Origin of the sequence: Bradyrhizobium sp. SSBR45G, from assembly GCF_030159255.1 — a bacterium.
Classification (GTDB): Bacteria; Pseudomonadota; Alphaproteobacteria; order Rhizobiales; family Xanthobacteraceae; genus Bradyrhizobium.
Genome location: NZ_BSCT01000026.1, coordinates 68,725 through 95,300, shown reverse-complemented (window position 1 = coordinate 95,300; position 26,576 = coordinate 68,725). Strand labels below are relative to the sequence as shown.

General features: G+C 66.9%; 25 protein-coding genes and 1 tRNA gene. 13 read left to right on the top strand and 13 right to left on the bottom strand.

From position 1 onward, the window contains the following. Positions 1–129: 129 nt before the first annotated feature. Positions 130–1,986: an alkaline phosphatase family protein gene (locus tag QQL87_RS25770; protein WP_284421770.1), complete on the bottom strand. Its 1,857-nt coding sequence runs from the start codon at positions 1,984–1,986 to the stop codon at positions 130–132. Between the two features lie 202 nt (positions 1,987–2,188). On the opposite strand from QQL87_RS25770, the gene QQL87_RS25765 reads away from it, so the two are divergent. Next, entirely contained in the window at positions 2,189–2,683 is a 495-nt protein-coding gene (locus tag QQL87_RS25765; RefSeq protein WP_284421769.1) for a YciE/YciF ferroxidase family protein, read from the top strand. 15 nt (positions 2,684–2,698) lie between these two features. On the opposite strand, the gene QQL87_RS25760 is transcribed toward QQL87_RS25765, so the two are convergent. From QQL87_RS25760 to QQL87_RS25730, 7 genes are all read right to left on the bottom strand, one after another. Then, the gene (locus QQL87_RS25760) at positions 2,699–3,952 is read right to left on the bottom strand and encodes an arsenic transporter (RefSeq protein ID WP_284421767.1); all 1,254 of its coding nucleotides are present in this window, start codon (positions 3,950–3,952) and stop codon (positions 2,699–2,701) included. A 27-nt stretch (positions 3,953–3,979) separates the two neighbouring features. Beyond that, entirely contained in the window at positions 3,980–5,272 is a 1,293-nt protein-coding gene (locus tag QQL87_RS25755) for an MFS transporter (protein WP_284421766.1), read from the bottom strand. A gap of 42 nt (positions 5,273–5,314) precedes the next feature. Next, positions 5,315–5,980, bottom strand: coding sequence for a hypothetical protein (locus QQL87_RS25750; RefSeq protein WP_284421765.1), 666 nt, complete (start codon positions 5,978–5,980; stop codon positions 5,315–5,317). A 45-nt stretch (positions 5,981–6,025) separates the two neighbouring features. Next, positions 6,026–6,754, bottom strand: coding sequence for an OB-fold nucleic acid binding domain-containing protein (locus QQL87_RS25745; RefSeq protein WP_284421764.1), 729 nt, complete (start codon positions 6,752–6,754; stop codon positions 6,026–6,028). 101 nt (positions 6,755–6,855) lie between these two features. Then, positions 6,856–8,211, bottom strand: a complete 1,356-nt coding sequence (locus QQL87_RS25740; RefSeq protein ID WP_284421763.1) for a sigma-54-dependent transcriptional regulator — start codon at positions 8,209–8,211, stop codon at positions 6,856–6,858. Then, entirely contained in the window at positions 8,196–9,644 is a 1,449-nt protein-coding gene (locus QQL87_RS25735; protein WP_284421762.1) for a sensor histidine kinase, read from the bottom strand. Before QQL87_RS25735 ends, QQL87_RS25740 begins: the two co-directional genes overlap by 16 nt. Before the next feature lie 116 nt (positions 9,645–9,760). Beyond that, entirely contained in the window at positions 9,761–12,232 is a 2,472-nt protein-coding gene (locus QQL87_RS25730) for a PAS domain-containing protein (protein ID WP_502871220.1), read from the bottom strand. A 226-nt stretch (positions 12,233–12,458) separates the two neighbouring features. Here QQL87_RS25730 and QQL87_RS25725 point away from each other — a divergent pair, with 226 nt between their 5' ends. The 6 genes from QQL87_RS25725 (at position 12,459) to QQL87_RS25700 (ending at position 17,716) form a co-directional block, all read left to right on the top strand. After that, a complete protein-coding gene (locus QQL87_RS25725) occupies positions 12,459–13,577 on the top strand; it encodes a zinc-binding metallopeptidase family protein (RefSeq protein WP_284421760.1) in 1,119 nt (372 codons plus the stop codon). A 70-nt stretch (positions 13,578–13,647) separates the two neighbouring features. Then, positions 13,648–13,863 (top strand): hypothetical protein, encoded by a 216-nt coding sequence (locus QQL87_RS25720; RefSeq protein ID WP_284421759.1) that lies wholly within the window; start codon positions 13,648–13,650, stop codon positions 13,861–13,863. Positions 13,864–14,021: 158 nt separating this feature from the next. After that, complete coding sequence (locus QQL87_RS25715; RefSeq protein ID WP_284421758.1) at positions 14,022–16,037, top strand: acetyl-CoA carboxylase biotin carboxylase subunit; 2,016 nt, start codon at positions 14,022–14,024, stop codon at positions 16,035–16,037. Positions 16,038–16,184: 147 nt separating this feature from the next. Then, positions 16,185–17,051 (top strand): isocitrate lyase/PEP mutase family protein, encoded by an 867-nt coding sequence (locus tag QQL87_RS25710; RefSeq protein WP_284421757.1) that lies wholly within the window; start codon positions 16,185–16,187, stop codon positions 17,049–17,051. Further along, on the top strand, positions 17,048–17,359 hold the full coding sequence (locus QQL87_RS25705) for an acylphosphatase (RefSeq protein WP_284421756.1): 312 nt from the start codon (positions 17,048–17,050) through the stop codon (positions 17,357–17,359). The genes QQL87_RS25710 and QQL87_RS25705 overlap by 4 nt, the downstream gene beginning before the upstream one ends. 87 nt (positions 17,360–17,446) lie before the next feature. Beyond that, positions 17,447–17,716 carry a hypothetical protein gene (locus QQL87_RS25700; protein ID WP_284421755.1) on the top strand — a complete coding sequence of 90 codons (270 nt, stop codon included), beginning with the start codon at positions 17,447–17,449 and terminating at the stop codon, positions 17,714–17,716. 19 nt (positions 17,717–17,735) lie between these two features. Here QQL87_RS25700 and QQL87_RS25695 read toward each other — a convergent pair whose 3' ends face one another. Further along, positions 17,736–18,545 carry a class I SAM-dependent methyltransferase gene (locus tag QQL87_RS25695; protein ID WP_284421754.1) on the bottom strand — a complete coding sequence of 270 codons (810 nt, stop codon included), beginning with the start codon at positions 18,543–18,545 and terminating at the stop codon, positions 17,736–17,738. 140 nt (positions 18,546–18,685) lie between these two features. On the opposite strand from QQL87_RS25695, the gene QQL87_RS25690 reads away from it, so the two are divergent. Genes QQL87_RS25690 through QQL87_RS25680 form a run of 3 tightly spaced genes read left to right on the top strand, consistent with a single transcriptional unit; the run spans position 18,686 to position 21,367 of the window. Then, the gene (locus QQL87_RS25690) at positions 18,686–19,255 is read left to right on the top strand and encodes a GbsR/MarR family transcriptional regulator (RefSeq protein ID WP_284421753.1); all 570 of its coding nucleotides are present in this window, start codon (positions 18,686–18,688) and stop codon (positions 19,253–19,255) included. Between the two features lie 19 nt (positions 19,256–19,274). Further along, a complete protein-coding gene (locus QQL87_RS25685) occupies positions 19,275–19,934 on the top strand; it encodes a DUF4166 domain-containing protein (RefSeq protein ID WP_284421752.1) in 660 nt (219 codons plus the stop codon). Continuing rightward, on the top strand, positions 19,931–21,367 hold the full coding sequence (locus QQL87_RS25680) for a TIGR01777 family oxidoreductase (protein WP_284421751.1): 1,437 nt from the start codon (positions 19,931–19,933) through the stop codon (positions 21,365–21,367). The genes QQL87_RS25685 and QQL87_RS25680 overlap by 4 nt, the downstream gene beginning before the upstream one ends. 19 nt (positions 21,368–21,386) lie before the next feature. On the opposite strand, the gene QQL87_RS25675 is transcribed toward QQL87_RS25680, so the two are convergent. Next, positions 21,387–22,433 carry an AraC family transcriptional regulator gene (locus tag QQL87_RS25675; RefSeq protein WP_284421750.1) on the bottom strand — a complete coding sequence of 349 codons (1,047 nt, stop codon included), beginning with the start codon at positions 22,431–22,433 and terminating at the stop codon, positions 21,387–21,389. Between the two features lie 59 nt (positions 22,434–22,492). After that, on the bottom strand, positions 22,493–23,353 hold the full coding sequence (locus QQL87_RS25670) for a LysR family transcriptional regulator (protein ID WP_284421749.1): 861 nt from the start codon (positions 23,351–23,353) through the stop codon (positions 22,493–22,495). 120 nt (positions 23,354–23,473) lie between these two features. Between QQL87_RS25670 and QQL87_RS25665 the strand changes: the two genes are divergently transcribed. Further along, a complete protein-coding gene (locus QQL87_RS25665) occupies positions 23,474–23,902 on the top strand; it encodes a tautomerase family protein (protein WP_284421747.1) in 429 nt (142 codons plus the stop codon). Positions 23,903–23,904: 2 nt separating this feature from the next. Here QQL87_RS25665 and lipB read toward each other — a convergent pair whose 3' ends face one another. Then, positions 23,905–24,627 carry a lipoyl(octanoyl) transferase LipB gene (gene lipB / locus QQL87_RS25660; protein WP_284421746.1) on the bottom strand — a complete coding sequence of 241 codons (723 nt, stop codon included), beginning with the start codon at positions 24,625–24,627 and terminating at the stop codon, positions 23,905–23,907. A gap of 62 nt (positions 24,628–24,689) precedes the next feature. Between lipB and QQL87_RS25655 the strand changes: the two genes are divergently transcribed. Beyond that, on the top strand, positions 24,690–24,938 hold the full coding sequence (locus tag QQL87_RS25655) for a FliM/FliN family flagellar motor switch protein (RefSeq protein WP_035639045.1): 249 nt from the start codon (positions 24,690–24,692) through the stop codon (positions 24,936–24,938). A 144-nt stretch (positions 24,939–25,082) separates the two neighbouring features. Then, positions 25,083–25,167 (top strand) — tRNA-Leu (locus QQL87_RS25650). An 825-nt stretch (positions 25,168–25,992) separates the two neighbouring features. Here the strand turns inward: QQL87_RS25650 and QQL87_RS25645 are convergent. Beyond that, positions 25,993–26,508: a winged helix-turn-helix transcriptional regulator gene (locus QQL87_RS25645; RefSeq protein ID WP_284421744.1), complete on the bottom strand. Its 516-nt coding sequence runs from the start codon at positions 26,506–26,508 to the stop codon at positions 25,993–25,995. Positions 26,509–26,576 lie beyond the last annotated feature (68 nt).

Genomic DNA, 26,576 nt, shown 5'->3' with positions numbered 1-26,576 from the left:
CTCGCAATGACGCGGAGAGAGCGGGGGCCCGCAGGAGCGAAACGACTTGCGGGACGAGATCACCCGGGTTGTCGCTGACGCTCACCCGGGTGGTACGCGGTTGGTTATTTCACTGCGTTGGCTATCTGATTACTTCGCCGCCGCCTTCTGTTTCGGCGCCTCTTCGTCGAGCCCAACCGTGCGGCCGGGGAAGCCGGCAACGTCGAAATAGCGCTGCTGGCCGACGCGCTGCAGCTTCAGCACCGTGCGCAGGCCGCCGGCGGCGGGATCCGACTTGATGACGTCGGTCGTGGCCTTCGGCGTCGCGCCATTCGGCATTGCCTCGGTCATGACGCGGCCGATCAGCTTGCCATTCGGCTTGGTCTTGAGGTCGAGCAGCTTGGCGGCGGTGATGCCGACGTCGGCGTTGCTGACGGGCAGCGGATCGACGAAGCCCGACTTGAAGTCGGGACCGATGGCGGCCATGAAGTTGTAGGTATCGCCGCGGCTGAACGAGCCGTGCATGCCCTGGCCCTGGCGCAGCACGGTATCGGCGACCTCGACCGAGCAGTTGCTCGGTACGTCGCAGCCCGGCGCGACATAGGAGCGGAAGTTGACGACGACCGCCGGATGCGGCGTCACGGCCTTGCCGTCGAGATTGACGACCGACAGCGGCAGCGTGCCGGGGATCTCGCCGAGCTTGTCATCGACGAAGATGCCGGAGACGTAGTCCTGCTCGAGCAGTGCCTTGATGGTGCGGCGGGCGAGCTTCCTGTCGTTGTTCGGCAGATAGATCAGGTCCGAGCCGCCATTGGTGGCGACGACGAGATCGGGCTTGGTCGGATCCTTGCCGAGCACGCCGTTGCCGGCCTTCGGGTGTTTGCCGGCGGGTACTGCCGCGTTCTTGTCGTTCGGATCGAACAGCGGCAGGTCGAGCGCCTTGGCGAGGTCGAGCGCCAAAAAGCCCATCGGCAGGAAATCCTTCGGCGTGTCGTCATAGCTGACCTTGGCCGAGGGACTGGTCTTGCTCTCCTTGGAGATGGTTGAGAAGCCGTGGTCGGCCTGCACCATGATGTTGGTCGAAGCCGCCAGCCCGAGATCGTCGAGCGCCTTGCGCAGCGCCGCCAGATTGTCGTCGGCGTTCCTGATGCCGGCCATCGAGGTCGGGCCGTTGATTCCAGGCGTGATGGTGTTGAGGCTGTCGCCGTGATTGTGCTGGCTGCCGTCGGGATCGCGCGACCAGAACACCAGCACGAACGGCTTGTTGCGCGCCTTGAACATCGGCAGCACCACCTTGGTGGCCACATCGACCATGTAGGCCTGCTGCGGCACGTTGGCCGATGTCGTGCCCGGCGTCTTGGCGTCGCCGGCCTTGCCGTTGTCGCCGCGCGGCGGCGTTGCGGTCGGCAGCCCGGCCTTGGTCATGGCCTCCTTGACCTCGTCGGTCACGGCCACGCCGTTCTTGCCGCCGGTGGAATCGTCGATCACGATCGAGGAGGTCGCGCCCGGCTTGCAGGGGCAGGCGGTGTGGTCGAACAGATAGGTCGGGCCGAGCTTGCCGATCGCGGCCGTCGAATAGCCGGCCTTGCGGGCGAGCTTCAGGATCGTGTCCTCGTTGAGGTAGTCGCCATTGAAATGCTCGTCGATGTCGCCGAGCACGGCGTCGTTCTCGATGAAGGGCACGACGGTATCGCCGGCGGGCGCCGAGGTGTAGCCGGTGAAGATCGTGTTCGAGAACGTGCCGGTGTCGCCGAGATAATGGCCGGTCGCCATCGCCGAGCCATTGGCCATCGTGAAGGTCGGAAACAGCGAATGCGAGTTCTTGAAGTTGACGCCCTTGTCGCGGACGGCCGCCATGGCCGGGGCGGTGTCCGGGGTGACCTTCAGCGCCCGCAGGCCGTCGGGAATGAACAGGATCAGGTTATGGGGGGAGGCGTTCTGCGCAAATGCGGCGCTGGACGACAGCAGGGTCAGTCCGGCGCACAGCAGGACGAGCGGGCGGCGCATTTAAAACTCCTGAAAAGCATCGGCGGAATCGCGGCGTCTCGCCGCATGGCGAAGGTTTAGTTTTGCCGCATGACGGTTTCGTTACAAGAGGGAGGCGCGTGAATGCTGCGCAGCGGAATGATTATTGCCGTTGCGGCAGCTGATGTGAGGAACAAGCACCACGCTCCCCGGTTGTCGGCGCGCAACAACCAGGGAGTTTACCATGCCTGCCGAGAAGGATCTCAACGAACTCTTCCTTGATACGCTCAAGGACATCTACTACGCCGAGAAGCAGATCCTGAAGACCCTGCCGAAGATGGCCAAGGCCGCCCAGTCCGACAAGCTGCAGGCCGCCTTCCTCAAGCACCAGGACGAGACCGAAGGCCAGATCGAGCGCCTCGAGCAGATCTTCGAAATGCTCGGCAAGCCGGCCCGCGGCAAGAAGTGCGATGCGATCGAGGGCATCATCGACGAGGGCAAGGAGATCATGGACGAGTACAAGGGCACGCAGGCGCTCGACGCCGGTCTCTTGGCCGCCGCCCAGGCGGTGGAGCATTACGAGATGTCGCGCTATGGCACGCTGAAGGCCTGGGCGCTCAAGCTCAACATCCCGAAGGCGGCCAAGCTGCTCGACCAGACGCTGAACGAAGAGCGCAAGACCGATGAGACCCTGACCAAGATCGCGGAGACTGCGGTCAACTACGAAGCCGCGGCCTGATCGCCGGGCTGATCGTCACCACATCGCCGCCGCCAGCGCCGCAACCAGCGCTGGCGGCGTTGCTACGAGTCCGATCTTCAGAAACTGCCAGGCGGAGACCTCGATCTTTTCGCGCCGCAAGGCGGTGAGCCAGAGGATGGTGGCGAGCGAGCCGGTCACGGAGATGTTGGGGCCGAGATCGACGCCGATCAGGATCGCGCGGATGACCTCGTGCGGCAGGTGGTCGCTGGCCGCGACCGAACCCGCGACGAGACCGACCGGCAAATTGTTGGCGATGTTGCCGGCCGCGGCCGTCATCAGCCCGGCCGCCCAGGCCGTGCCAAGCGGCGCCTGGGCGACGCCGTCATGCAGCCAGGCGCTGAGCTGACCGATGGCGCCGACGCGGTGCAACGCCTCCACCATCACGAACAGGCCGCCGACCAGCGGCAGTACGCTCCATGACACGCCCTCGATCACGGGCCACGGCGATTGCCTGCTCATCAGCAGGATTGCGGCAGCCGTCACCACACCGCAGACGAAGGTCGGCAGGCCGAGCTGAACGTCGAGTGCCGACGCCGTCAGCAGCACGGCCGCGATCGCCATGATGCCGAATGCGGCCAGCCGCCCCTCGCGGCTGAGCCGGGGCTTGTCGACATCGGTGCGCAGCGTCTCCGCACGCAGCGCTCGGCGCTGGGTCAGCCACAATGCGACATAGGTGATCGCAATCGCGGCGATCGAGGGCAGCGTGAACTGGCGCAGCCAGTCCGTAAGGTGCGGCATGCGCTCGCCGAACACCACCAGATTGGCGGGGTTGGAGATCGGCAGCACGAAGCTCGCGGCATTGGCGATGAAGGCGCAGACGTAGAGATAAGGCAGCGGCGAGGCGCCGGCCGCGCGCGTGGCGGCGTAGACGGCCGGCGTCAGCACGATGGCGGTGGCGTCGTTGGATAGCAGCACGGTGACCAGGGTGCCGACCGCATAGACCAGCAGGAACAGCATCTGCGGCGAGCCGCGCGCATGTTCGACGGCGTAGGCGGCGAGATAGTCGAACAGGCCCTCGCGGCGGGCGAGCTCGGCAATCAGCATCATGCCGATCAGGAACAGATAGACGTCGACGCCTTTGCGGATGCCTGCCAGGGCGTCGGCCACCGGCAGCAGGCCGAGCGCGACCAGCGCCGCGGCGCCGAGCATCGCCCAGATCGCCTCCGGCAGCCGGAAGGGGCGGATGATGACGCCGGCGGTGGCGGGGATGATGATGCCGAGGGCGAGCCAGGTATCGTGCGAATTCATGATGGCGGAGCGGGCTGGAGAAACAGATTATCCGGCTGCGATAGCCGAAGGCGCGGGCTGTGTCTGCGGCTTTTGATCGCGTTCGTCTGCAGAGCCGTCCCGCGTTTCCGGCAGCAGCAGCCAGCACACGATCACGGCAATGGCTGCGGTCGCGCCGAGCGCCAGGAAGGCTGCGCTGTAGCCGCCATACACCACGATGACGCCCGCCAAGGCCGTGGAGAGCGCAGCGCCAATGCTCTGCGCGGTGATGACGGCCCCCTGCGCGACGTTGAAGCGGCCGGTGTTGCGCATGAGGTCGGCCACGATCACCGGCATGATGGCGCCGAAAATGCCGGCGCCGACGCCGTCGAGCAGCTGGACCCCGACCAGCCAGGCCTTGTCGTCCGACAGCGTGTAGAGCACGGCGCGCAGCGGCAGGATCAGCAGTGCGGCCAGGAAGAAGCGCTTGTGGCCCCAGCGGTCGGCGCGGGCGCCGACCAGCAGCGCCATCGGCACCATCACGAGCTGCGCGGCCGCGATGCAGGCCGACATCAGGCTGGTGCCGAGATTCTTGTCCTGCAGCGCCAGCTTCTGGCCGACCAGCGGCAGCATCGCTGCATTGGCCAGGTGGAACAGCGCGACGCAGACGGCGAAGATCAACAGCGGCCGGCAGGTCAGGAGAACGCCGAGGCCGGAGGGCTGCTCGCCCGCCGAGGTGTCGGCGGAGCCGTCGGCGTTGCGCCCCAGGCCGCGCGCCACGTCGTGGTCGATGGCGCGCTCGGGAATTGCGAACACGCTGACGAGACTGCCGAGCGACATCACGGCCATCAGATAGAACACGGCGGATGGGCCGAGCGCATAGGCGGCGGCGCCGGCAATGACGGCGCCGACTGCGTTGCCGGCATGATTGAAGGTCTCGTTTCGGCCGACCCGCGCGGTGAACGCTTTCGCTCCGAAGATTCCGAGCGACACCGCGCCGATCGCCGGCGCGAAGATCACCCCCGCGACATGGGCGATGCTCTGCGAGATCGCGACCGGCCAGAAGCTCGCCGTCAGCGGCAGCAACAGCGACGCGGCGGTCACCGTGATCGCGGCGGCGATCATGATCAGTCGCTTCGCCCTGGTGGCATCGACCAGCGCGCCGGCCGGGGTCTGCGCGAGGATCCCTGCGATCGTCGCCAGCGACATCACGAGGCCGATCGAGGCCTCGTCCCATTTGTGCTCGGTGAGCAGATAGATCGCGAGATAGGGACCGAGGCCATCGCGCACGTCGGCCAGGAAGAAGTTGGCGGCGTCGAGCGCATGGCCCGCGCGGCGCCTGGTGTTGTCGTCCTGTGACATGCTGGTGACCTCGGATCCCGGTTGCGTCAGGCTTGGCGCGCGCTATGCGCGGGTGTCGTGGTCGCGGTCATGCCCCGGCTTGGGCTTATGCTCGTGCTTCGGACCATGCTTATCCTTTGGCCCAGGCTTGTGCTTGGGGCCGGGCTTGCCATGCTTCAGCGGCATGAGCGTCGTCAGGCTCCGGCCGGCTTCGCGGGCGTGGACGATGCGGCCGAAGCGCGTCTCGATGCCGTCACCGCGCACGGCGAGCGCGGCATTTGGCGCCAGCAGCCCGGCGACATCGGCGGCTTGCTTCGGCCCGATCCGCACGACGGTGCCGTCGGTCAGGAGCGCGCCGCGCAGCTCGCCCTTGGGGCCGAACAGAGACAGCCGTACCGTGCCGGCGGCGTCCATCGCGTGATGGTCGTGCTTGGGATGCTCGCGCTCGTCATCCGGTCCCTGGTCGACGATGGGCCGGCCATCCGCCGCGATCACCGCGACCGCAGCGAGCAGGTTGGCGCCGCGCGGCCTCACGCCGTGCACGCCGATCTCCTCACCGGGCTTGATGTGGCGCGTCAGCTCCGCCTCCATGTGCGGTGGCGTGTGGACGAGGACGTCCTTGCCGTGCGCTGTCATGATGAAGCCGTCGACCTCGCCGTGAGGATTGAGCACGAAGCGTTCGAGCTTGCCGGTCACGACGGGCAGGCTGTCGGGGTCGATCCAATGCATGTTTGTCTCCTGCGTGTTCGTTGGGGGGATCAGGTCACGGCGGCGTCAGCCCCGGGGCGGGGGCGGCGGAGGTGGAGGCGCGAGCCGGTCGGGACCGCCGTTCGGGCCACGCGGCGGCCGCGGGCCCTCCACGGCGGTCAGCTGGTCGGGCGAGGTGCCGATCGCGTCGACGTCGACCAGCTTGCCGAGCGCGGTCTCGATCAGGTTGCCGCGGACCGAGATCGTCTGTCCCGGACGCAGCCAGTCGGTCAGGCGTTCGGCCTCGGGCGGCGGCAGGCGCAGCTGAGTGCCGTCGTCGAGCACCGCGCCGTTGACCTCGCCGCGCTTGCCATGCAGCAGCGCGGTGATGCGCCCGCTCAACGTCTGAGCTGCACCGCGGCGTCCCGGTCCGCCGGGCGGACCGTTGTCGACGGCGCCCTTGCCGGTTGCGATGTTGGTGATCGCGGTCGCATCGACCAGCGCAATCGCGCGTGCCCGCAGCCCGCGGACGGAGACGGCATCGCCCGGCCGGATCGCGAACACCACCTGGGCCGTCAGATGCGGCGGCAGCTTCACCTCGGTGCCGTCGTTGAGGATCAGGCCATCGACGTCGCCGCGCGGCGTCAGCGTGTACTGCTTGACGATGCCGCGCGTCTCCGGCAGCTGCGACGCGTCCCAGGTCGCGTCAGGAGGTGATTGTGGTGTCTCCGCGCGCACCGCACAGATACCTACGGCCGTCGTGGCGAGCATCAGCATGAGGGCTGTCGCCGATCGCAGTCTCGTTCGCGTCGTCATGAAAACTCCTTGTCGAGTGATGTTGACGCGATCATCCTCGCAACGGCCGTGCCAGCGCGCCGCCGTCGTGAAATCAATGGGTTGCATGCAGGGGAGGCGCGCTAGCCGTCGTCTTTCCCGACGGCCCGCGTCAGATTTCCTGACACCGCCTCATCGAGAAGTCCGTAGCGCTGCATCTTGGTGTAGAGCAGCTGCCTGTTGATGTTGAGCCGGCGCGCCGCCTCGGTCCGGTTCCCGGCGCAGCTGTCGAGCGCGCAGCGGATCATGCGCCGTTCGAGCTGCGCGACCGCGGTCGGGAGATCGGAGGACGGTTCTGCCGCATCGCCGGGAGCCGTGGCGATGTCGATGTCATCGGCTTCGATCACCGGACTGCGCGTCATCACGCAGGCCCGCTCGATCACGTTGCGAAGCTCGCGGACATTGCCGGGCCAAGGCGCGCGAACGAGCTTGTCGGCCGCAGCCTCACTCAGCCGCGGCCGCGGCCGCTCGGTGCAGGCGAGCGCGAGAAAATGGTTCGCCAGCGGCACGATGTCCTGACATCGCTCGCGCAGCGGCGGCAGGTCGATCGGGACGACGTTGAGCCGGTAGTAGAGATCCTCGCGGAAGTCGCCGGCCGTGACCAGTCGCGCGATGTCGCGATGAGTTGCGGCGACGACACGGGCCGTGACCGGCGCCGGCTTGCCGCCGACCGGCGTGATGATGCGTTCCTGCAGGGCGCGCAGGATCTTGGCCTGCATGGACAGCGGCATGTCGCCGATCTCGTCGAGGAACAGCGTGCCGTTGCCGGCATCGCGAAACGCGCCGGTCCGGTCGGAGGTGGCGCCCGTGAACGATCCCTTCACGTGACCGAACAGCTCGCTTTCGAGCAGGTCTAGCGGAATTGCGGCGCAGTTGACGGCGACGAAGGGGCTCGCGCTGCGGCGGCTGTGGACATGGAGCGCGCGGGCGACCAGCTCCTTGCCGGTGCCGGTCTCGCCGCGGATCAGCACCGTTGCATCGGCGTCCGCTGCGAGCCCGATCGTCTTCTGCACCTTGCGCATCGCCGCACTCGCGCCGATCAAGCCGCTGTCGCGGACCGCGCCGCGATCGGCCTGAGCCGGCGAACGCGGCGGCAGCCGGTCCAGCAGCGCGCGCAGCTCATCGCGTCCGATCGGCTTGAGCAGATGGTCGAAGGCGCCGAGACGCATGGCCTCGATCGTGTTCTCCGGGCTCGCATAGGCCGTCAGCACGATCACCGCTGGGGCGTTGTCGTCGGCGCGCATGCGGCGCAAGGTCTCGATGCCGTCGATCCCAGGCATGCGCAGGTCGAGCAGCACGGCGTCGATCTCCGGCGAGACCATTCCGATGGCCTCGCGCCCGGACGCGGCGACGCGCGCGTCGTGACCGAGATCGGCCAGCGTCTCGGCGAGACCCTCGCGCAGGGCCGCATCATCGTCGACGATCAGGATGGTTGACATGGCAGGTGAATCTCGAAGCTGGCGCCGTTGCGGGTCTGTCCGAGCCGCGCATCGCCGTGATGGGCGCGCGCGATCTCGCGCACGATGGCAAGGCCGAGGCCGGTGCCGTCGGTGCGGGTGCTGACGAACGGCTCGAACAGCCGATCCTTGATGCTGATATCGACGCCGGGGCCGCTGTCGGTGACGCGAAGCAGCAGGCGTCCGCCGTGGATCTCGCAGGCCATGACGATCTCGCCGCCCTCAGGCGTGTTCTGGATCGCGTTCAGGATCAGATTATCAAGCGCGCGCTGCATCTGCAGCGGATCGAAGCAGGAGGTCGGTGCAGAGGAGGGGACGATGGTGCGGAGCGCGATGCCGTGACGGGCGGCGAGCTCGCGATGCGCCTCGATCGTCGACTGCAGGAAGCTCTCGAGCTGGATGGAACGAGCCTTCGGCTGGCTGGCCTGCGTCATTGCCAGCAGATCGCGGAGCAGCGCATCGAGCCGCGCCACCTGTTTCAGGATCGCTTCGAGCGCACCGCTCTTGCGGGCCGGGTCGGACGAGGCGAGCGCGTTCTCCGCCTTCAGGCGCATCGCGGCAATCGGATTGCGAATTTCATGCGCGAGATTGGCCGAGAGCCGCCCGACCGCGGCAAGGCGTTCCGCTGCCGCGGCGCGCGTCCGTTCCGCCGACAGCCGGCTGCCGGCGTCGTTGACCGCATCGACGAGGCGATCGAGCTCGCGTGCGCCGGTGTGTGGCAGATGCGGCAGATCGGCGTTGTCGGTCGGCGCGCTCAGCGCCGTCTCGATCATGGCGATGCGGCGCGACCACGACACCAGGATCCAGGCGAGAAACACCGCTGAGCCGAGCAGCGTCAGCGCAAGCATGATCAGTCCCGCCAGCAGATGCGTGTAGGCCGGACCTTCCGCGGTGATCGCGCGCGTCATCGTCCAGGCGGTGACGTCCTGAAGCGGACCGCGCATCGGGCAGGCATGGACGATCAAGGTTTGCGACCGTCCGGCAGTGGTCGTCGTGGCCTGGCGCATGCTGCGCTGCGCCTCGCCGTTGACTTGCTGGATCACGCCGAGCTCCGCCGCAGGCAGGTCGGTCTTCGGTCCGGTGCCTTGATAGCTCGGATAGGCGTAGGCCAGCGATCCGCTCCCGGCCTGCCAGATGCCGCCCTCGACGCCAGGGGCGCCCGCCAGTGCTGTCCGCACCACGGGCACGAGCTCCTGCTTGAGCCGGTCGTCGACCGGCCCGCCGCGCCAGCCGGAGACGAAGAACTGATAGCGCTCGGCGATGTCGCGGCAGCCGCGGATGACGAGATCCTGCGCGCGCGCCGCGCGGGCCTCGGCCGATTGCTGAAACGACTCGACGAGGAGATATCCCGTTGCTGCGCCCGAGACCGCCAGCATGAGCCATAGCGCCGACAGCCGCGAGCGAAGAGAGCGCATCGAATGGTCCGCAATGCCAAGGGGATGACCAAGGAGCCGGCGTTGCACGCAACGCCGATCGCGGCCCCTCATCGCCGTGCAAAACGCCTGATGATCGGCATTGGTTCCCGCGGCGCTCAGTGCGGCAGCGGCGCCTTCTCAGCCATCGCCTTGCGCAGAATGCGCGACAGCGATTCGACCGAATACGGCTTCTTGATCAGCTCGAAGCCGTGATGGGCGTTTTCCGCCAGCACGTGGCTGTAGCCGGAGGTCAGCACCACCGGCAATCCGGGATAGCGGTCGCGGATGATGCCGGCGAGCTCGAGGCCATTGATGCCGGGCATGATGACGTCGGAGAACACCAGATCGACCGCGAACTCGTCGTTCTGCAGGATCGTCAGCGCATCCTGGGCGTTGGCCACGCGACGTGTGACGTAGCCGAGGTCCTCGAGCAGCTCGGTCGAGAACTGTCCGACCTCGTCATTGTCCTCGACCACCAGCACGCGATAGCCGCGACCGATCGTGGCCGGCTCGATCCGGGCAAGGATCGCATCCGTGCCGGTCTGCGGCGCAGTGGCTTGCGGCAAATAGATCGTGAAGCTCGCGCCGTGGCCGAGCCGGCTGTCGACCGCGATGTCACCTTCGGACTGCTTGGCGAAGCCGAAGGCTTGGCTGAGGCCGAGGCCGGTGCCCTTGCCGACCTCCTTGGTGGTGAAGAACGGCTCGAAGATCGCGTTGAGATGCTGAGGCGCAATGCCGGAGCCGGTGTCGGCCACCGAGATTGCGATGAATGCGCCGGGACGCGCGCTCTGGCCCCGCAGCGGCGGGATCGCCTCGGTGCTGCGCACGCTGATCGTCAGCCGTCCTTCGCCGTTCATGGCGTCGCGCGCATTGACGGCGAGGTTGATCAGTGCGGTCTGGAATTGCGCGATGTCGGCGAGCGTGAACAGCCTGGACTCGGTGGCGGCGAGCTCGATCTGGATGCGGCTGCCGACGAGAGGCCGGATCAGCTGCACGACGCCTTCGACCTGCTCGCCGACGTCGAACACCTGCGGCGTCAATGGCTGCCGGCGCGCGAAGGCGAGAAGCTGGGCGGTCAGCTTCGAGGCCCGCTCGACCGTCTCCGAGATCGCGTCGACATAGCGCCGGCGGCGTTCTTCAGGAAGATCGCGGCGGCGTAGGAAGTCGGTCGCCGAGCGGATGATCGTCAGCAGATTGTTGAAGTCGTGTGCGACCCCGCCGGTGAGCTGGCCGACGGCCTCCATCTTCTGCGACTGGCGCAGCAGCTCTTCGCCCTGGATGCGCTCGGTAACATCGACGGCCTCGGCGACCGCACCCGTGATCGCGCCATGCTGGTCGAGCAGCGGCCGCATCGAGAGCTCGAAATGTCGCTCGCCGCTGGCGAAGTCCAGCCGCATCTCCTCGCGAAAGGTCTCGCCCTTGCATACGCGGGCAAAGGCGCCGCGGAGCATCTCGCTGACGCCCGGCGTATGGCTGAACCACTCAGCTTCCCACAGCCGCTGTCCGAGCACATCGATGCCGCCGGCGCGCATGCCGGCGAGTGCGATCCGGTTGGCGTGGGTGACGCGGCCCTCGATGTCCAGGATGGCCTGATATTGATTGCTGGTATCGAAGATGGCGCGCATGCGCGCTTCGTTGGCGGCGAGCTGCGCCGTGCGCTCCCGGATCCGCTCCTCCAGCGTCTCATTCATGCGGCGAAGTTCGATCTCGCCTTGCTTGGCGGCGGTGACGTCATGGGCGACGCCGATGAAGCCGATATGTTGACCGCCAGCATCCCAGCGCGGCTGCGATTCGGAGCGCAGCCAGCGCCATTGCCCGTCGGCGCGACGATAGCGCGCCTCGAGGAAGAACGGCTTCAGCGAGCACTCGCCCGAGTGCTGCTGCTCGAGCACGCGTGCGAGGTCATCCGGATGCAGCGCCTTGCGCCAGTCGAAGGCGAGCGCCTCGTCATGGGGCAGGCCGAGAAAGTCGACATAGGCCCGATTGACGAAGGAGCGGGTGCGGTCGAGCTTAGTCACCCAGATCGGCACCGGCGCGCTGTCGGCGATCAGCCGGAAGCGCTGCTCGCTCTCGCGCAGCTTGGCCTGCGCGAGCATCTGATCGCTGACGTCGATATGCGCGCCGACCAGCCGGATCGCCCGGCCGCTCCGGTCGCGCTCGATGCGGGCGATGACGCGGATCCAGCGGATCTCGCCGTCGTTCGGGCGAATGATGCGGTATTCGGTGGTGTAGTCCTCCTGATTGCCCTTGACGGCGGCGATGAAGTCCTGCTCGGCCTTGAGCCGATCTTCAGGATGGACGCGCCTGACCCAGTCTTCATGGGTCTCGTGGACGGCCTCGGGCGGCAGGCCATGAATGATCAGGTATTCGGGCGAGCGGCGGTTGCGAAAGCCTTCGCGCAGGTCGACCTCGACGCCGCCGACCCGCGCAATGCGCTGGATGCGTGCAAGCTCGCCCTCGCGCTCCTGCAGCGCCCGATAGGCCTGATCGCGGTCGCGCGCGATCTCCTCGATGTGCTGACGCAGCTCGGCCGCTCCAGCGGCTTCAGGAACGACGTCTTCATCTTTGGGCGCATCCGCGCTGTTCATGCTGACCTGCATTGGTACGACGAGCGGCCGCCCGAGGTTTCCACCGCGGGTGTTCGGAAGCGTGGCGACATTGGGGTCACGGGAAGCAAACTGGCCAGCGATTGAGGCGGGCAAACGCCCGCATGACGTGAACGCCGGGGCATACAAAAAGTTCCGTGTTCCCGGAACAGACTGTTACTGTCGCGCGTCGTCAGGCGCTGAACACTGCAACGCGTAGGTCCACCCTGTGAAGCTCTTCGTCTGCCAAGCCTGCAAGAACATCCTGTATTTCGAGAATCGCAGCTGCGGGCGCTGCGGCCATCAGCTCGCCTTCATGCCGGAGCGGCAGATCCTGTCGGCGATCGAGCCGGCGGAGCAGGGGTTTCGGACGCTGGCCGATGGCCAAGCGGGGCGCTTCTTCTGCGCCAATGCCGAGCAAGACGCCTGCAATTGGCTGCTCGAAGCCGGGGAGAGCACCGGATTTTGTCGCGCTTGCCGCCACAACGGGACAATCCCGAATCTCTCCGACCCGGCGCAACTCGCCGCGTGGCGCGAGCTTGAGCTGGCAAAACACCGGCTGTTCTATTCGCTGATCCGATGGAAGCTGCCCGTGAAAACACGGGTCGAGGATCCGGAGCATGGGCTGATCTTCAATTTCCTGGCCGACGACCCCGCAGGCCAGCAGAAGGTCATGACTGGTCACGACAACGGCCTGGTCACGATTGCGCTGGCCGAAGCGGACGACATCGAGCGTGAACGCCGCCGGCTGGAGATGGACGAGCCGTACCGGACGCTGCTCGGACATTTCCGCCACGAGGTCGGACACTATTTCTGGGACGTGCTGGTGCGGGACGCCGGTCGGCTCGAGGAATGCCGGGCGATGTTCGGCGACGATACCCTGGATTATGGCGAGGCATTGAAGCGTCACTATGAGGAGGGCGCGCCGGCCAATTGGCAGGACAATTTCGTCTCCGCCTATGCGACCACGCATCCCTGGGAAGACTTTGCCGAGACCTGGGCGCACTATCTCCACATCGTCGACACGCTGGAGATGGCCTCCGAGTTCGGCATGGAGATCGATCCGCCGGCCGACCAGATCGGCGGGCTGACCGTGCGCGTCACCTTCGATCCCTATGAGGCCAGCGATTTCGATGCCATCGTCAACGCGTGGTTGCCGTTCACCTTCGCCATGAACAGCGTCGCCAGGGCAATGGGCGGGCGCGATCTCTACCCCTTCATCCTGACCCCGCCGGTGATCGCCAAGCTCGGCTTCATCCATGAGCTTGTGCGGCAGGGCACGCCGGTGGCGCTGGCGCCGGAGACCTCGGACGCCGAACAGCAGCAGGAGGAGGTCGGGGCGTCGTGATACGCCTTGACTCCAAGGAACATAAAGTGAACATGGTGGCCTGACCCGAGCGAGGGATCGCCATCACGCCATGCCGTCCGAATTGCACGCCAACGCCGGGCAGACCGAGGATGCGGCGCTGAATGCCGCCATGGATCAGGCGATCGCAGCCTGCGGTGGCGACCTCCGGGCGACTATTCGCGCGCTGATTGTTGCAAACGATTATCTGGAGACCGAGGTGACCGAGCTGATGAAGGCGGTGTCACACGCCTACGCCCGCGGACGTTTCCACAGCTATTCCGGCTGACGGGAGCGCTGGTCTTTGGCATGCCTCGCGAGATCGGCAGGATCGCGCCGACAGGCGGGTTGCGCGCGGGCAATTTTGCTATAGACGAACCGCTGAGCTCGCGGTGGTCGTGCCTGTGCCGTGAGCGGGGAGCCCGCCCAAAGGTATCAAGAAAAAACATGTTCAAGACCATTCTGATCGCGAACCGCGGCGAGATCGCCTGCCGGGTCATCAAGACCGCCCGCCGCATGGGAATCAGGACCGTAGCGGTCTATTCGGAAGCCGATCGCGATGCACTGCATGTCGAGATGGCCGACGATGCCGTGCTGATCGGACCGCCTGCCGCCGCCGAGAGCTATCTTTTGATCGAGCGCATCGTCGAGGCCTGCCGCAAGACCGGCGCCGAGGCCGTGCATCCCGGCTACGGCTTCCTGTCGGAGCGCGAGGCGTTTCCGCGGGCCCTGGCCGAGGCCGGCATCGTCTTCATCGGCCCCAACCCGGGCGCGATCGCCGCGATGGGCGACAAGATCGAATCGAAGAAGGCGGCCGCGAAGGCCAAGGTTTCCACCGTCCCGGGCTTCCTCGGCGTCATCGAGGACGACAAGCACGCGGTGCGCATCGCCGACGAGATCGGCTATCCCGTGATGATCAAGGCCTCCGCCGGTGGTGGCGGCAAGGGCATGCGCATCGCGCATTCGACCAGCGAAGTGGCCGAGGGCTTCAATCTGGCGAAGGCCGAGGCCAAGGCCTCGTTCGGCGACGATCGTGTCTTCGTCGAGAAGTTCATCACCGATCCCCGGCACATCGAAATCCAGGTGCTCGGCGACAAGCATGGCAACGTGATCTATCTCGGCGAGCGCGAATGCTCGATCCAGCGCCGCAACCAGAAGGTCATCGAGGAGGCGCCGTCGCCGCTGCTCGACGAGGAGACAAGGCGCAAGATGGGCGAGCAGGCGGTCGCGCTCGCCAAGGCCGTGAACTACGACTCCGCAGGCACGGTGGAGTTCGTCGCCGGCCAGGACAAGAGCTTCTACTTCCTCGAGATGAACACGCGCCTGCAGGTCGAGCATCCCGTGACCGAGCTCGTCACCGGCGTTGATCTGGTCGAGCAGATGATCCGGGTCGCTGCCGGCGAAAAGCTCGCGCTTGCGCAGAAGGACGTCAGCCTGAAGGGCTGGGCCGTGGAGTCGCGCGTCTATGCTGAAGATCCGTTCCGCAGCTTCCTGCCCTCGATCGGGCGCCTCGTGAAGTATCGGCCGCCGGCCGAGAGCAAGGCCGACGGCATCACGGTGCGCAACGACACCGGCGTGCAGGAGGGCGGCGAGATCTCGATCTACTACGATCCGATGATCGCCAAGCTGGTCACGCATGCGCCGTCGCGGGCGGCGGCGATCGAGGCGCAGTCCACCGCGCTCGACGCCTTCTATGTCGACGGCATCCGGCACAACATTCCGTTCCTGTCGGCGCTGATGAATCATCCGCGCTGGCGCGAGGGGCGGCTGTCGACCGGCTTCATCGCCGAGGAGTTTCCCAAGGGCTTTGCCGCCCGCGCGCCGGAGGGCGAGATCGCGCGCCGGATCGCGGCTGTGGGGGCGGCGATTGATCACGTGCTCGGCGAGCGCAAGCGGCAGATCTCGGGACAGATGATCGGCCGGCCCGTAAAGCGGCAAGGCCGCCGTGCCGTATGGCTCGGACGTGACGAGATCCTGCTCGACATTGCGAGAGACAATGGCGCGATCACCGTCCGCTTCGTCGGCGCTGACGGCAAGGTCGGCCCGGCGCATCAGCTGGTGTCCGACTGGAAGCCGGGCGATGCGGTGTGGCACGGCACCATCGACGGCGCGCCGATCGCGGTGCAGGCCCGCGCGATCCCGAATGGCGTGCGGCTCGCTCATCAGGGTGTCGAAGCGCCGGTCTACGTCTACACGGAATCCGAGGCGGCCGCGGCGCGGCTGATGCCGGTCGTCACCGCCGGTGACAGCGGCAAGAAGCTGCTGTGCCCGATGCCGGGCCTCGTGGTCTCGATCGCCGTGACCGAGGGGCAGGAGGTCAAGGCCGGCGAGACCTTGGCCGTGGTAGAAGCCATGAAGATGCAGAACGTGCTGCGCGCCGAGCAGGACGGCACCGTGAAGAAGGTCCATGCCTCCGCCGGTGCCACGCTCGCGGTGGACGCGCTGATCCTGGAGTTTGCGTAAAGGCATAGTAGCCGTCATTGCGAGCGAAGCGACGCAATCCAGGGCTCGGCGGATCACTCTGGATTGCTTCGTCGCGGAGCCTGTCATCGGGCCGCGCTTTGCGCGGACCCGTCGGCTCCTCGCAATGACGAAGGAGAGGAGGCGAGGATGACCTTCCGTGCACGCAGAGAGGCGCTCCGTGCGATCCTCGCGAGTGATCGCTGCATCCATCCGGGCTCGGTCTATGACGCGATCTCGATCCGCATCGCCGCGGGTGTCGGGTTTGAACTGGGCATGTTCGGCGGCTCGGCGGCTTCGCTGGCCGTTCTCGGTGATCCCGACATCGCGCTGATCACCTTGACCGAGCTTGCGGAGCAGATGCGGCGGATGTCGCGCGCCGCGACGCTGCCGGTGCTGGTCGACGCCGATCATGGCTATGGCAATGCGCTGAACGTCCGCCGCACGGTGCAGGAGCTGGAGGCTGCCGGTGCTGCCGGCCTCACCATCGAAGACACGCTGCTGCCGCAGGCCTTTGGCGCAGCCAAGCCGCAGCTGATCTCGCTCGCCGAGGGCGTCGGCAAGGTCAAGGCTGCGCTCGATGGCCGCGGCGATCCTGCGCTGGTCATCCTGGGGCGGACCGGTGCTGCTTCGATCACCTCGCTGGACGACGCGATCGCGCGGGCCAGGGCGTACGAGGCCTGCGGCGTCGACGGGTTGTTCTTCACCGGAATCACCGCGCGCGACCAGCTCGACGCGATCGCCGCTGTGACCACGCTGCCGATCGTGCTGGGCGGCGCGCCCGAGGAGATGTCTGATCTCGGCTATCTCGCCGCGCGCCGCGTCCGCATTGCGCTGCAGGGCCATGCGCCGATCGCCGCTGCGATGCAGGCGGTCTATGAGACGCTGAAGGCGCTGCGCGACGGCGCTTCGCCGCAGCAGCTCAAGGGGCTGCCGTCGTCCGAACTGACCGCGCGCGTGATGCGCGAGGCGGAGACCAAGAAGCGCCTGCGCGACTATCTGGGGCTCGGATCATGACCGATCGCGCCATTGCTCACGTGATGATCCACGGTCGCGTCCAGGGCGTCGGCTATCGCGCCTGGGTCGAGGACCAGGCCATCCTGAATGGCCTGGAGGGATGGGTGCGCAACCGCACCGACGGCAGCGTCGAGGCGGTTTTCGCAGGCCCAGCCGATGACGTTGCGGCGATGGTCGGCGCCTGCCGCAAGGGACCGCCGGCTGCGCGGGTCGATCGCGTGACGGACGAGCCGGCGGTGGTCGACCAGCTCGCGCTGCGCCGCCCGGGCGAGGCGTTCTCGGTGATTCAGACGGCGTCATCGTCTTGAATCGTCACGATTTGATCGGCGCCCGAGACGGCAGCTTCAGGAATTTGCGATGATTGAACGTCGATTGATCATGGGCGACCAACGCGTATGGCGGAATTTCTCCTGGCTGCGCTTCGGCTGATCCTCGAATTTGCCCTGTACGCGACCCTCTATGCCACCGGACGGCTGATCCTGCCGTTGATCTCGCTCGGCCGGATCAAAGTCGCGCCGTTGCGTGAACCCATCGGCCGCGCCCGGGAGCTCGCGACCCGGGCGACCGGCGACATCGTTGCAGGCGAGGGATGGTGCACGTTTGTTGGATTCGTGTTCTGGGCCGCCGTCATCCTGCTCCTGGCGCATTTCGCTCGCGCGCCATAGCCGTTCGAGTCTCGTTCGCTCAGGCAGCTGAGATTACCAGTGCCTGAATGCGCCCTTCGATCGGTCCGCGTCCGAACTGTCGTTCGAGCGCCTCGGCAACCGCCTGCGTCACCGCCGCGAGCCCCGGCGTGCCGCGCGCCTCGATCTCGCCGCGCATCGGCGTGCCCTGGCAGAACGCCGTGGCCGGCTCATGTGACGAGGCCGCCCGGCTGCGATGTGTGACCGTCTCGATTTCGATATCAATGAATCCCGCTGCGGTCAGGTCCGCCTTGATCCGTCCGATGTCGTAGTAACCGTGCGGCGTGCGTGTGAAGAACTGCGGCGGGTTGTCGGGGAACAGCTGCTGCAGCGTCTCATGCACCACTTGGGGAAACGCGTTGTGCTCGATGCGGTCCCAGACATTGAAGATGAAACGTCCGCCGGGTCTCAGCACGCGACGTGCCTCGGCATAGCCCTTGAGCCGATCGGGAAAGAACATCACGCCGAACTGACACACGACAGCATCGAAGCTCGCATCGGCAAAGGGCAGGGCCAGCGCATCGGCCTGCTGCCAGGTCATCCGGTTCCCTTCGGCGAAATGCGTCTTCGCCAGCATCAGCATGGGTTCGCTGAGGTCGGTCGCGGTGATCCGGACGTCCGGCGGCAGCCCTGCATGCAGCGCCCTGGTGACGACGCCGGTTCCCGCGGCCGTCTCCAGCACGTCGCGCGGCCGCCGAGCCGTCGTGCGCTGCGCGAGATCCTGCGCGTAGGGCTCAAAGATCAGGGGAACCATGAGCTGATCGTAGATCTGCGGGATCGATCCGGTGAACGCCTTGTCGGATGCGGTCATGGCTTGCTCCTGTTCCGAACGGGCAGGGGCAATTCGCGCCTGCGGCAAAATGTGCGTCTTCATGTCCGTCTTTCCAATCGTCCGCCGGTTCACCGTCGGCCGCTCTTGACAATTGATCTCGATGGTCAGATATTTCTGTCATGACAGAAATAACCGGTAAAAAGAAACTTCCCTCCGCCGTCGAGCGCTTCGTCCTCAACTGGGGCGACATGGGCGATCAGTGGGGCGTGAACCGCTCGGTGAGCCAGATCCACGGGCTGTTGTACCTCGCCGAGAAGCCGATGACGGCGGAGGACATCGCCGACACGCTCGGCATGGCGCGCTCCAACGTGTCCAACTCGCTGAAGGAGCTGCTCGCCTGGGACCTGATCCGCCGCGTGCCGATCCTCGGCGACCGCCGCGATCATTTCGAGGCGGAGACCGATATCTGGGAGGTGGCCCAGCGTATTGCGGCCGGCCGCAAGCAGCGCGAGATCGATCCCGCGATCGCGGCGCTGCGCGCCTGCGTGGCGGAGGCGACCGGCGATCCCTCGATCAGCGCGGTCGCGAGCAAGCGGCTGACCGACATGCTGGCGTTCACCGAGCTCGTCGACCGCTGGTACGTGCAGATGCTGAAGGTGCCGCGGCCGCGCCTGCTGGCGCTGATCAGGCTCGGCGAGAAGATTGCAAACCTGCTGCCGATGGGCCGGTCCCGGTCCGGCAGCGGCTAGGTCAAATGGAGGGTGCGTCATGGTCAGCCTGCGACATCTCGGAGCCTCGACGCCCTCCACTGCAAGGCTCCACGACGATCACCGGTTTCGCGCGCTGCTGTCGCCGGAGGATTGGGGACGGCTGCCGGTGTCGATCTGGCGCCGCTTCTCCAAGCGGCTCGCCGATGGTGCGACGGTGGTCTATGTCGGCGAGGTCGATCAGGCGGAGATCAGCCGTGCCGGCCGCTGGTTTGCCCTGGCGGCGCGGCTGATCGGCGGGCCGCTGCCGACACGCGCCGACCTGGGCGTGCCGATGATCGTCGCCGTGACGGAGGACGCCGCCAGCGGCGGCCAGATCTGGACCCGGATCTGCGGACGTCCGCACGGCTTCCCGCAGGTGATCCATTCGGCCAAACGCTTCGCCGGTCCCACCGGGCTCGAGGAATATCTCGGCTGGGGGCTCAGCATGAGCCTGCGCGTCTGTGTGACCGATGGGGCGCTCGCCTTCCATAGTGCCGGCTACACCTTCGCGTTCGCCGGCCGGCGCTGGCCGCTGCCATCATGGCTGACGCCCGGCGATCTCACCGTCATGCATTCGGATCTCGGCGCCGGCGCCTTCCGCTTCGCGCTCGAGATCGTCCATCCGCGCTTCGGCCGCATCATCCGCCAGAGCGCCACATTCCGGGAGTCCGCGCCATGACGCCGCTGCTGTGGTCCCTGATCGCCCTTCAGATCGTGATGGGCGTGTTCGATACCTTCTATCACCACGAGTTCACCGAGCGCCTGGCCTGGCGGCCGTCGCAGCGAGGCGAGCTGAAGCTGCACGCCGTCCGCAACGGTCTCTATGCCCTGTTGTTCGCCGTTCTCGGCTGGTGCCAGCCACAGGGCGTGTTCGCGCTGCTCGTGCTTGCCGTGCTCGCCGCCGAGATCGTGATCACCTTGACCGATTTCGTCGAGGAGGACCTGACGCGCAGGCTGTCGCCGAGCGAGCGCATCAATCACACCCTGCTTGCGATCAACTACGGCGCGATCCTGATGCTGCTGGTGCCGCTGCTGATCGACTGGGCGATGCAGCCAACCGCGATCGTGCCGGCCTATGCCGGTCTGCTCAGCTGGATTGCCGCGGCCGCCGCGGTCGGCGCCGGCCTGTGCGGGCTGCGCGACGTCACCGCCGCACGGCGCCTTGCGCGCATGTCGCAACCCGATGCGGCCGGATTGGTGGCAGCGCTGCCGCCGGCGCAGACGATCCTGATCACCGGAGCCACCGGCTTCATCGGCGCGCGGCTCGTCGCGAGCCTCACCGCAGCCGGCCATCACGTCATCGCGCTGGTGCGAGATCCGGGCCGTGCGGCTGGCCTGCCGCCGCCACTCACCCTGGTCACCAGGCTCGACCAGCTCGCCTCCGATACGCGCATCGACGCCATCGTCAATCTGGCCGGCGAGCCGATCGGCAACGCGCCGTGGACCGCAGCGAAGCGTGACAGGATCCTGCAGTCGCGGCTCGCCACGACGGAGGCCGTCGTGGCCCTGATCGCGCGGCTCGCGCGCAAGCCGAAGGTGCTGGTCAACGGCTCCGCGATCGGCTGGTACGGCCTGTGGCAGGACCAGCCGCTGACGGAATCGGCCAAGCCGCATGCCTGCTTCAGCCATGATCTCTGCGAAGCCTGGGAGCAGGCGGCCCGCGGCGCCGAGGCCCATGGCGTGCGGGTGGCGCTGCTGCGCATCGGTCTCGTCGTCGGCCGCGATGGCGGCTTTCTGGCGCGCATGCTGACGCCGTTCGAGTTCGGGCTCGGCGGTCCGCTCGGCTCTGGCCTGCAATGGATGTCGTGGATCGAGCGTGACGATCTGGTCCGGCTGATCGCCCATGTGCTGGCCACCGACACCATGGCCGGCCCCGTGAATGCGACGGCCCCGCTGCCGTTGCGCAACCTCGCCTTCACGGCCGAGCTGGCGCGCTGCCTGCGGCGTCCGGCGCTGCTGCGCGTTCCGGCTGGCCTGCTGCGCCGGATCGGCGGCGATCTTGCCGAGGAATTGTTGCTCGGCGGCCAGCGTGTCGTGCCCAACAAGGCGCTGTCGAGCGGCTTCGTGTTTCGCCACCAGAGCCTGCGCAGCGCGCTCGAATCGATCCTGTGAGCGGCGGGTACGAGACGCGTCATCTGCGCTCCGCCCGTGCGATCGTGACCGATGGCAGCTCACCGAACGTGGCGCGGTAGTAGCGGGCGAAGTGTCCGGCATTGGCGAAGTTGCAGGCCGCAGCGGCCGCCGCCACCGTCACCGCCGGATCGCCGGACCGCAGCATCTCATGCGCGCGGCGCAGGCGGACGGATTTTGCAAAGGCCATCGGCGAATAGCCGCGCACGCGCTCGAAGACGCGGAAGATCGAGCGTGCGCTGACGCCGGCTTCGCGCGCCAGGCGTTCGATCGTGATCGCCTCGCGCCAATTGGCTTCGATGTAATCCTCGAGCCGCTTGACGAGGCCGAAATCGGGCATCGGGGAGGGATCGATCAGCACGTCGCGGAAGCGATGCCGGCTGGCACACAGGAAGGCGACGTGCACCGCGTCTTCCAGCTCGCGGTAGACGGCGGCGGGAAACGCGGCGTCCGGCTCGCTCAGCTGGGTGGTGAGGAATTCGAGCAGCCGTAGCAGGCTGCGGGCCTGCGGGTCGGCCGCGGGGATCGCCGGATCGATCGCGTAGTCGGCGCGCGGCTGCACGCCGACCAGCACCGCGAGCCGCTGCCGCAGCACCTTCGGATCGAGCCGCAAGGTGAGCCGGCGATGACCGCCCTGGCAGGCCATCTGCCACGGAACGTCCGCCGGCGCGACGGCGAACTGGTGCTCGTTGACGTCGGTCGCCTCGCCACGGGCGCAGCTGACCGCACGTCCCTTCAAGGCGATCTGCAGCCTGAGGAACTCGGCGGCGCGGTGGTCGGAGACCATGTCGCACGACGTCGTGCCGAACGACAGGCCGATCGTCTGCAGCTCGATCATGTTGACGATGGCCTCGAAGCGTTCGGCCTTCCTGAAATCGACGCGCTCGGCCCCGAGCTTGCGGCTTGCGAGATCGCGCAGCACGTCCGCATTTGAGGTTCGGATCAGCGCGTGGCGATGCAGCGGTTCGAGGCCGATGTCGCCCGGCGTCGCCGGGCTCGGCTGTGGTGCAGCGCTGATGACGTCAGCTGCAGTCAAGAGACGGTTCAAGCCGCTGCTCCTGAGCTCCGATTGGGATGACATGCTACATCACGTCCCGTTGACGTCAATTACTTCGACATCGACGCGCTTCGGAACGCCGCAGCCAGCATCCGCAGCGCCGCGCGCTTGGCAGCGTCGCTGACCTTGGCATGCAGGATGACCTTTGACCGCCCGAGCTTCGGCAGGCCGAGCGCCGGCCCGATGTCGAGCAGACCGCCTGGCGCGATCCGGCGCGCCAGCGGCGCGATCGCGAGGCCGGCCTGTGCCGCGGCGGCGACGGCCGCGACCCCGCCGCCGACGAAGGCCTCGACAAACGGCAATCTGGCCTTGTCCAGGGCGCGGACCACGATCGCACGCACCCCGCAGGGCGCGGCCAGCGTGGCGAGCGGGAGCGGGCCGTTGGCGGGCGCGCGAAAGCGCGGGCTCGCGAACCAGCCGAACTCGTCCTCGGCCAGGGCCTCGCCGCCGCGCCGCGACGCCTCCTGCCGGATGATGATGGCATCGAGCGTGCCGGCATCATAGCGATCGAGCAGGTCGCGCGAGAAGCCGATGCCGACCGACAGGCTCATGTCCGTGGTGATGGCCTCGAATTGCTGCAGCATCGGCACCAGTTCGGGGCCTGCGGCATGATCGCTGATGCCGAGCGACAGGCGCGGCCGGACACGGGGCGCAGTTCCCGCCAGCGCGAGGTCGTGCGCGGCGACGAGCGCGCGGGCGTTCGCGATGAAGGCCGCGCCGTCCGCCGTCAGCCGCACCGCGCGCGGCGAACGGTCCAGCAGGCGTTTTCCAAGCGCAGCTTCCAGTTTCTGCAGCTTCAGGCTGACGGCCGCCTGTGTCGTGCCCAGCGCCTCGGCCGAGCGGGTGAAACTGCTGAGGTCGCAGACCAGCATGAAGGCGCGCACGGCGGCGATGTCGAGCGTGGGTGTCATCGGACGTCTTATAATTCGAAATGCTTATCATTGATATCTTTCATCATAGCATACAGAAATCATGGCCGCTGCGCTAAGTACGGGGCGTCCGCGGCGTTGCCGCCTCACGGGAAAAAGACCATGCCCCTCATCACCGTCACCTATGCCAGCCAGCGCCGCTCGCCGTCGCTGAAGAAGGACATTGCCGAAACCATCACCGCGCTGACCGCGCGCATCCTCGGCAAGGATCCCAAGGTCACCGCCGTCATCGTCTCGGAGGCGGATGCGGCGGACTGGTTCGCCGGCGGCGCCTCGCTCGCCGAGCAGGGGCTCGCCAGCTACTGGATCGACGTCCATGTCACCGAAGGCACCAACACCAAGGACGAGAAGGCGGCCTATCTCGCCGCGGTGTTCGCTGCAATGGCCGAGTTGCTCGGGCTGCTGCACCACGAGACCTATCTGCATGTCGACGAGGTCAGGGCCGATGCCTACGGCTTCGGCGGCTTGAGCCAGGAGCGCCGTTATGTCGCCGCCAGGCTCGGCGTGCCGCCGCAGCCGGATGCGGCCTGATCTCATGCCGTCTCCGGCAGCGCCGCGCGCGTGGCGCCGAATACGCTTTCGAAGGCCTGCCGGAGCGCGATGTCGACATCGGCCATGCTCACCGGCAGGCCGAGATCGACCAGGCTGGTGACGCCGTAGCGCGGGTCGGTCACCCCGCAGGGCACGATCGCCTGGAAATGCGACAGGTCCGGTTCGACATTGATGGCGATGCCGTGGAAGGTCACCCAGCGTTTCAGCCGCACGCCGATCGCGGCGATCTTGTCCTCGAAGCCCTCGCCCTTGTCGGGGCGCTTGACCCAGACGCCGACGCGGTCCTCGCGCCGCTCGCCGCGGACGTTGAAGGCGTCGAGGGTGCGGATGATGGTCTCCTCCAGCGCCGCGACATAGGCGCGCACGTCCGGCCGGCGCCGCTTGAGGTCGAGCATGACATAGGCCACGCGCTGGCCGGGGCCGTGATAGGTCACCTGGCCGCCGCGTCCCGTCGCAATGAAGGGAAAGCGCGGATCGCGCAGGTCCTCCGGCTTGCCTGACGTGCCGGAGGTGTAGACCGGCGGGTGCTCGAGCAGCCAGACCAGCTCCTCGGCCTCATGGGTGGCGATCGCCGCCGCGCGGGTCTCCATGAAGGCGATCGCCGCTTCATACGCGACCAGCGAATCGGAGATGCGCCACGCCGCGGCGTTGCCGGGCGGTCCGGCGAAGCTGGTGAGGTCGAGCGTTTCGCGGCTGTTAACCATTGGCTAACCACAACATGGTGATGTCTCGGGTAACGGAATCCAGTGACTTCGGTGGTCCTGCAGTGTCAACCCTCGATAAAGTGACAGTCGACCTGATGGTCGTGCTCGGCACCTGCTCCATGCCTATCCACCAGGTTCTGCGCCTGTCCCGCGGCGCCATCATCGAGCTGGACGCGACCGAGGCCGACGACGTCAAGGTGCTCGCCAACAACCTGCCGATCGCCAATGGGGTGGTGCTGGTCGACCGCAACCGCATTGCGGTCGAGGTCAAGCAGATGCTGCCGCGATCGCCGACGCCGACCACGCGATAAGGTCCGATCAAGGGCCGACGGCGCGAAAAACCATCCACAAAACCTGACGATAGGGGCCGGGCAGGCCTTGTCCCCCCGAGATCCATTTGATACACGGGCGCCATTGAACCGGTGCCTCCCTTCCTCTGGTCCCGGCTTCTCGTTGCGCTCGTGGCGGAATTGGTAGACGCGCTGCCTTGAGGTGGCAGTGGGTAACACCGTGGGGGTTCGAGTCCCTCCGAGCGCACCACCACTCTCCTTGACATCCCAGTTGAAATCCCCGTCCAGTTGCCGGTTTGTTCCGGCATGACCCGGCGTTCCCGCAGCGCACATCGCGTTCGGGGCGTGCCGGTCGTTTGCCCCCTCTTCGATGAGAGGGCGCGGGGAATGCCGGGCGCTGGCCGCACCCATGGCCCGCCTGCAGAAAAAAAGCAGGCGGCAGTCACCACAGGTTCAGCCGAGACATCCCGGCATTCCCCGCGCGATGGTTTTCACGCTTATCTCGCGCTCTCCCCGGTGTCCGGCTTTTAGCCACCGTCGCCGTCCGGATCATCATCACCGAACGACTTGGCGCCAGCTTCGGGGCGCCAGGACCACGCGTCTTCACGTCCGCAAGCCTGCCGTTCGTCGGCGAGCACGAAGCCCGCTGCAGCCGGCTCGCGGCCATCGCATCCCCGGGCCCCACGTCTCGTGACGATCGCGAAGCGCCCCTCTCGGCGGGCCGGGATGGCGCTAGACAATCATATATTCAGAAAAAACGAAAGTAATTTATTTTTCACAGAAGGACTGGACAGGCCAAATCAGCTTGGATCTGCTGACGAAATTCGTCGTTCGGCGCAGGCACTCGTCCCGTCATTGCGAGCCAACGGGTCCGCGCGAAGGCGCGGCTCGATGGCAGGCTCCGCGAAGCAATCCAGAATCCTCGTGCTGCCCTGGGATTGCTTCGTCATTGCCTGGTCGAATTGCTCGCAGGTCTGCGTCGGTCTCCCGACCCGGCGGTTGCGCAGCGGGCGATGGGAGCAGCCTGGCGAGACTTTCGCTCGGGCTTCGGAGCGAGGGTCGACGGGGATTTGCGTTACGCCGTCACCCTGCGGCTCTTCGGCTTGGCCTTCTTGTCGAGAGAAGCTTTCGCCAAGGCCGGGCGAGCGCCTGGACCGGGATGGACATGAACTTCCTTGGCCGAAAGCGGCTCGCCGCATTCCGAGCACACCATCACGGGATCAAACATCTTGCCGCACTTGCGGTGCTCATGCAGGAGCGGGCGTCCGCGTTCGTCGACCATGTGGGTGTCACCCCAATGCACGAGAGCCATCATGATCGGATAGAGATCGAGGCCCTTCTGCGTCAGGATATACTCGTGGCGCTTGGGAGACTCTTGATAGGGAATGCGGCGCAGCACACCTTGGCGAACCAGCTTTTTCAGCCGCTCCGCGAGCAAATGGCGCGTGATGCCAAGCGCCGACTGAAAACCTTCGAAGCGACGCGTGCGCAGGAAGCACTCGCGGAGGATCAGAAGCGTCCAGCGGTCGCCGATCACACCGATGGTCCGAGCCATCGAACATGGCTCTTCCTCAAGTTCGTCCCATTTCATTCCTGCTCTCCCGCACCGGTCCGCGCGAATCCTTCAGCGAACCGAAGCTGCCTATGCCATTCTAGATA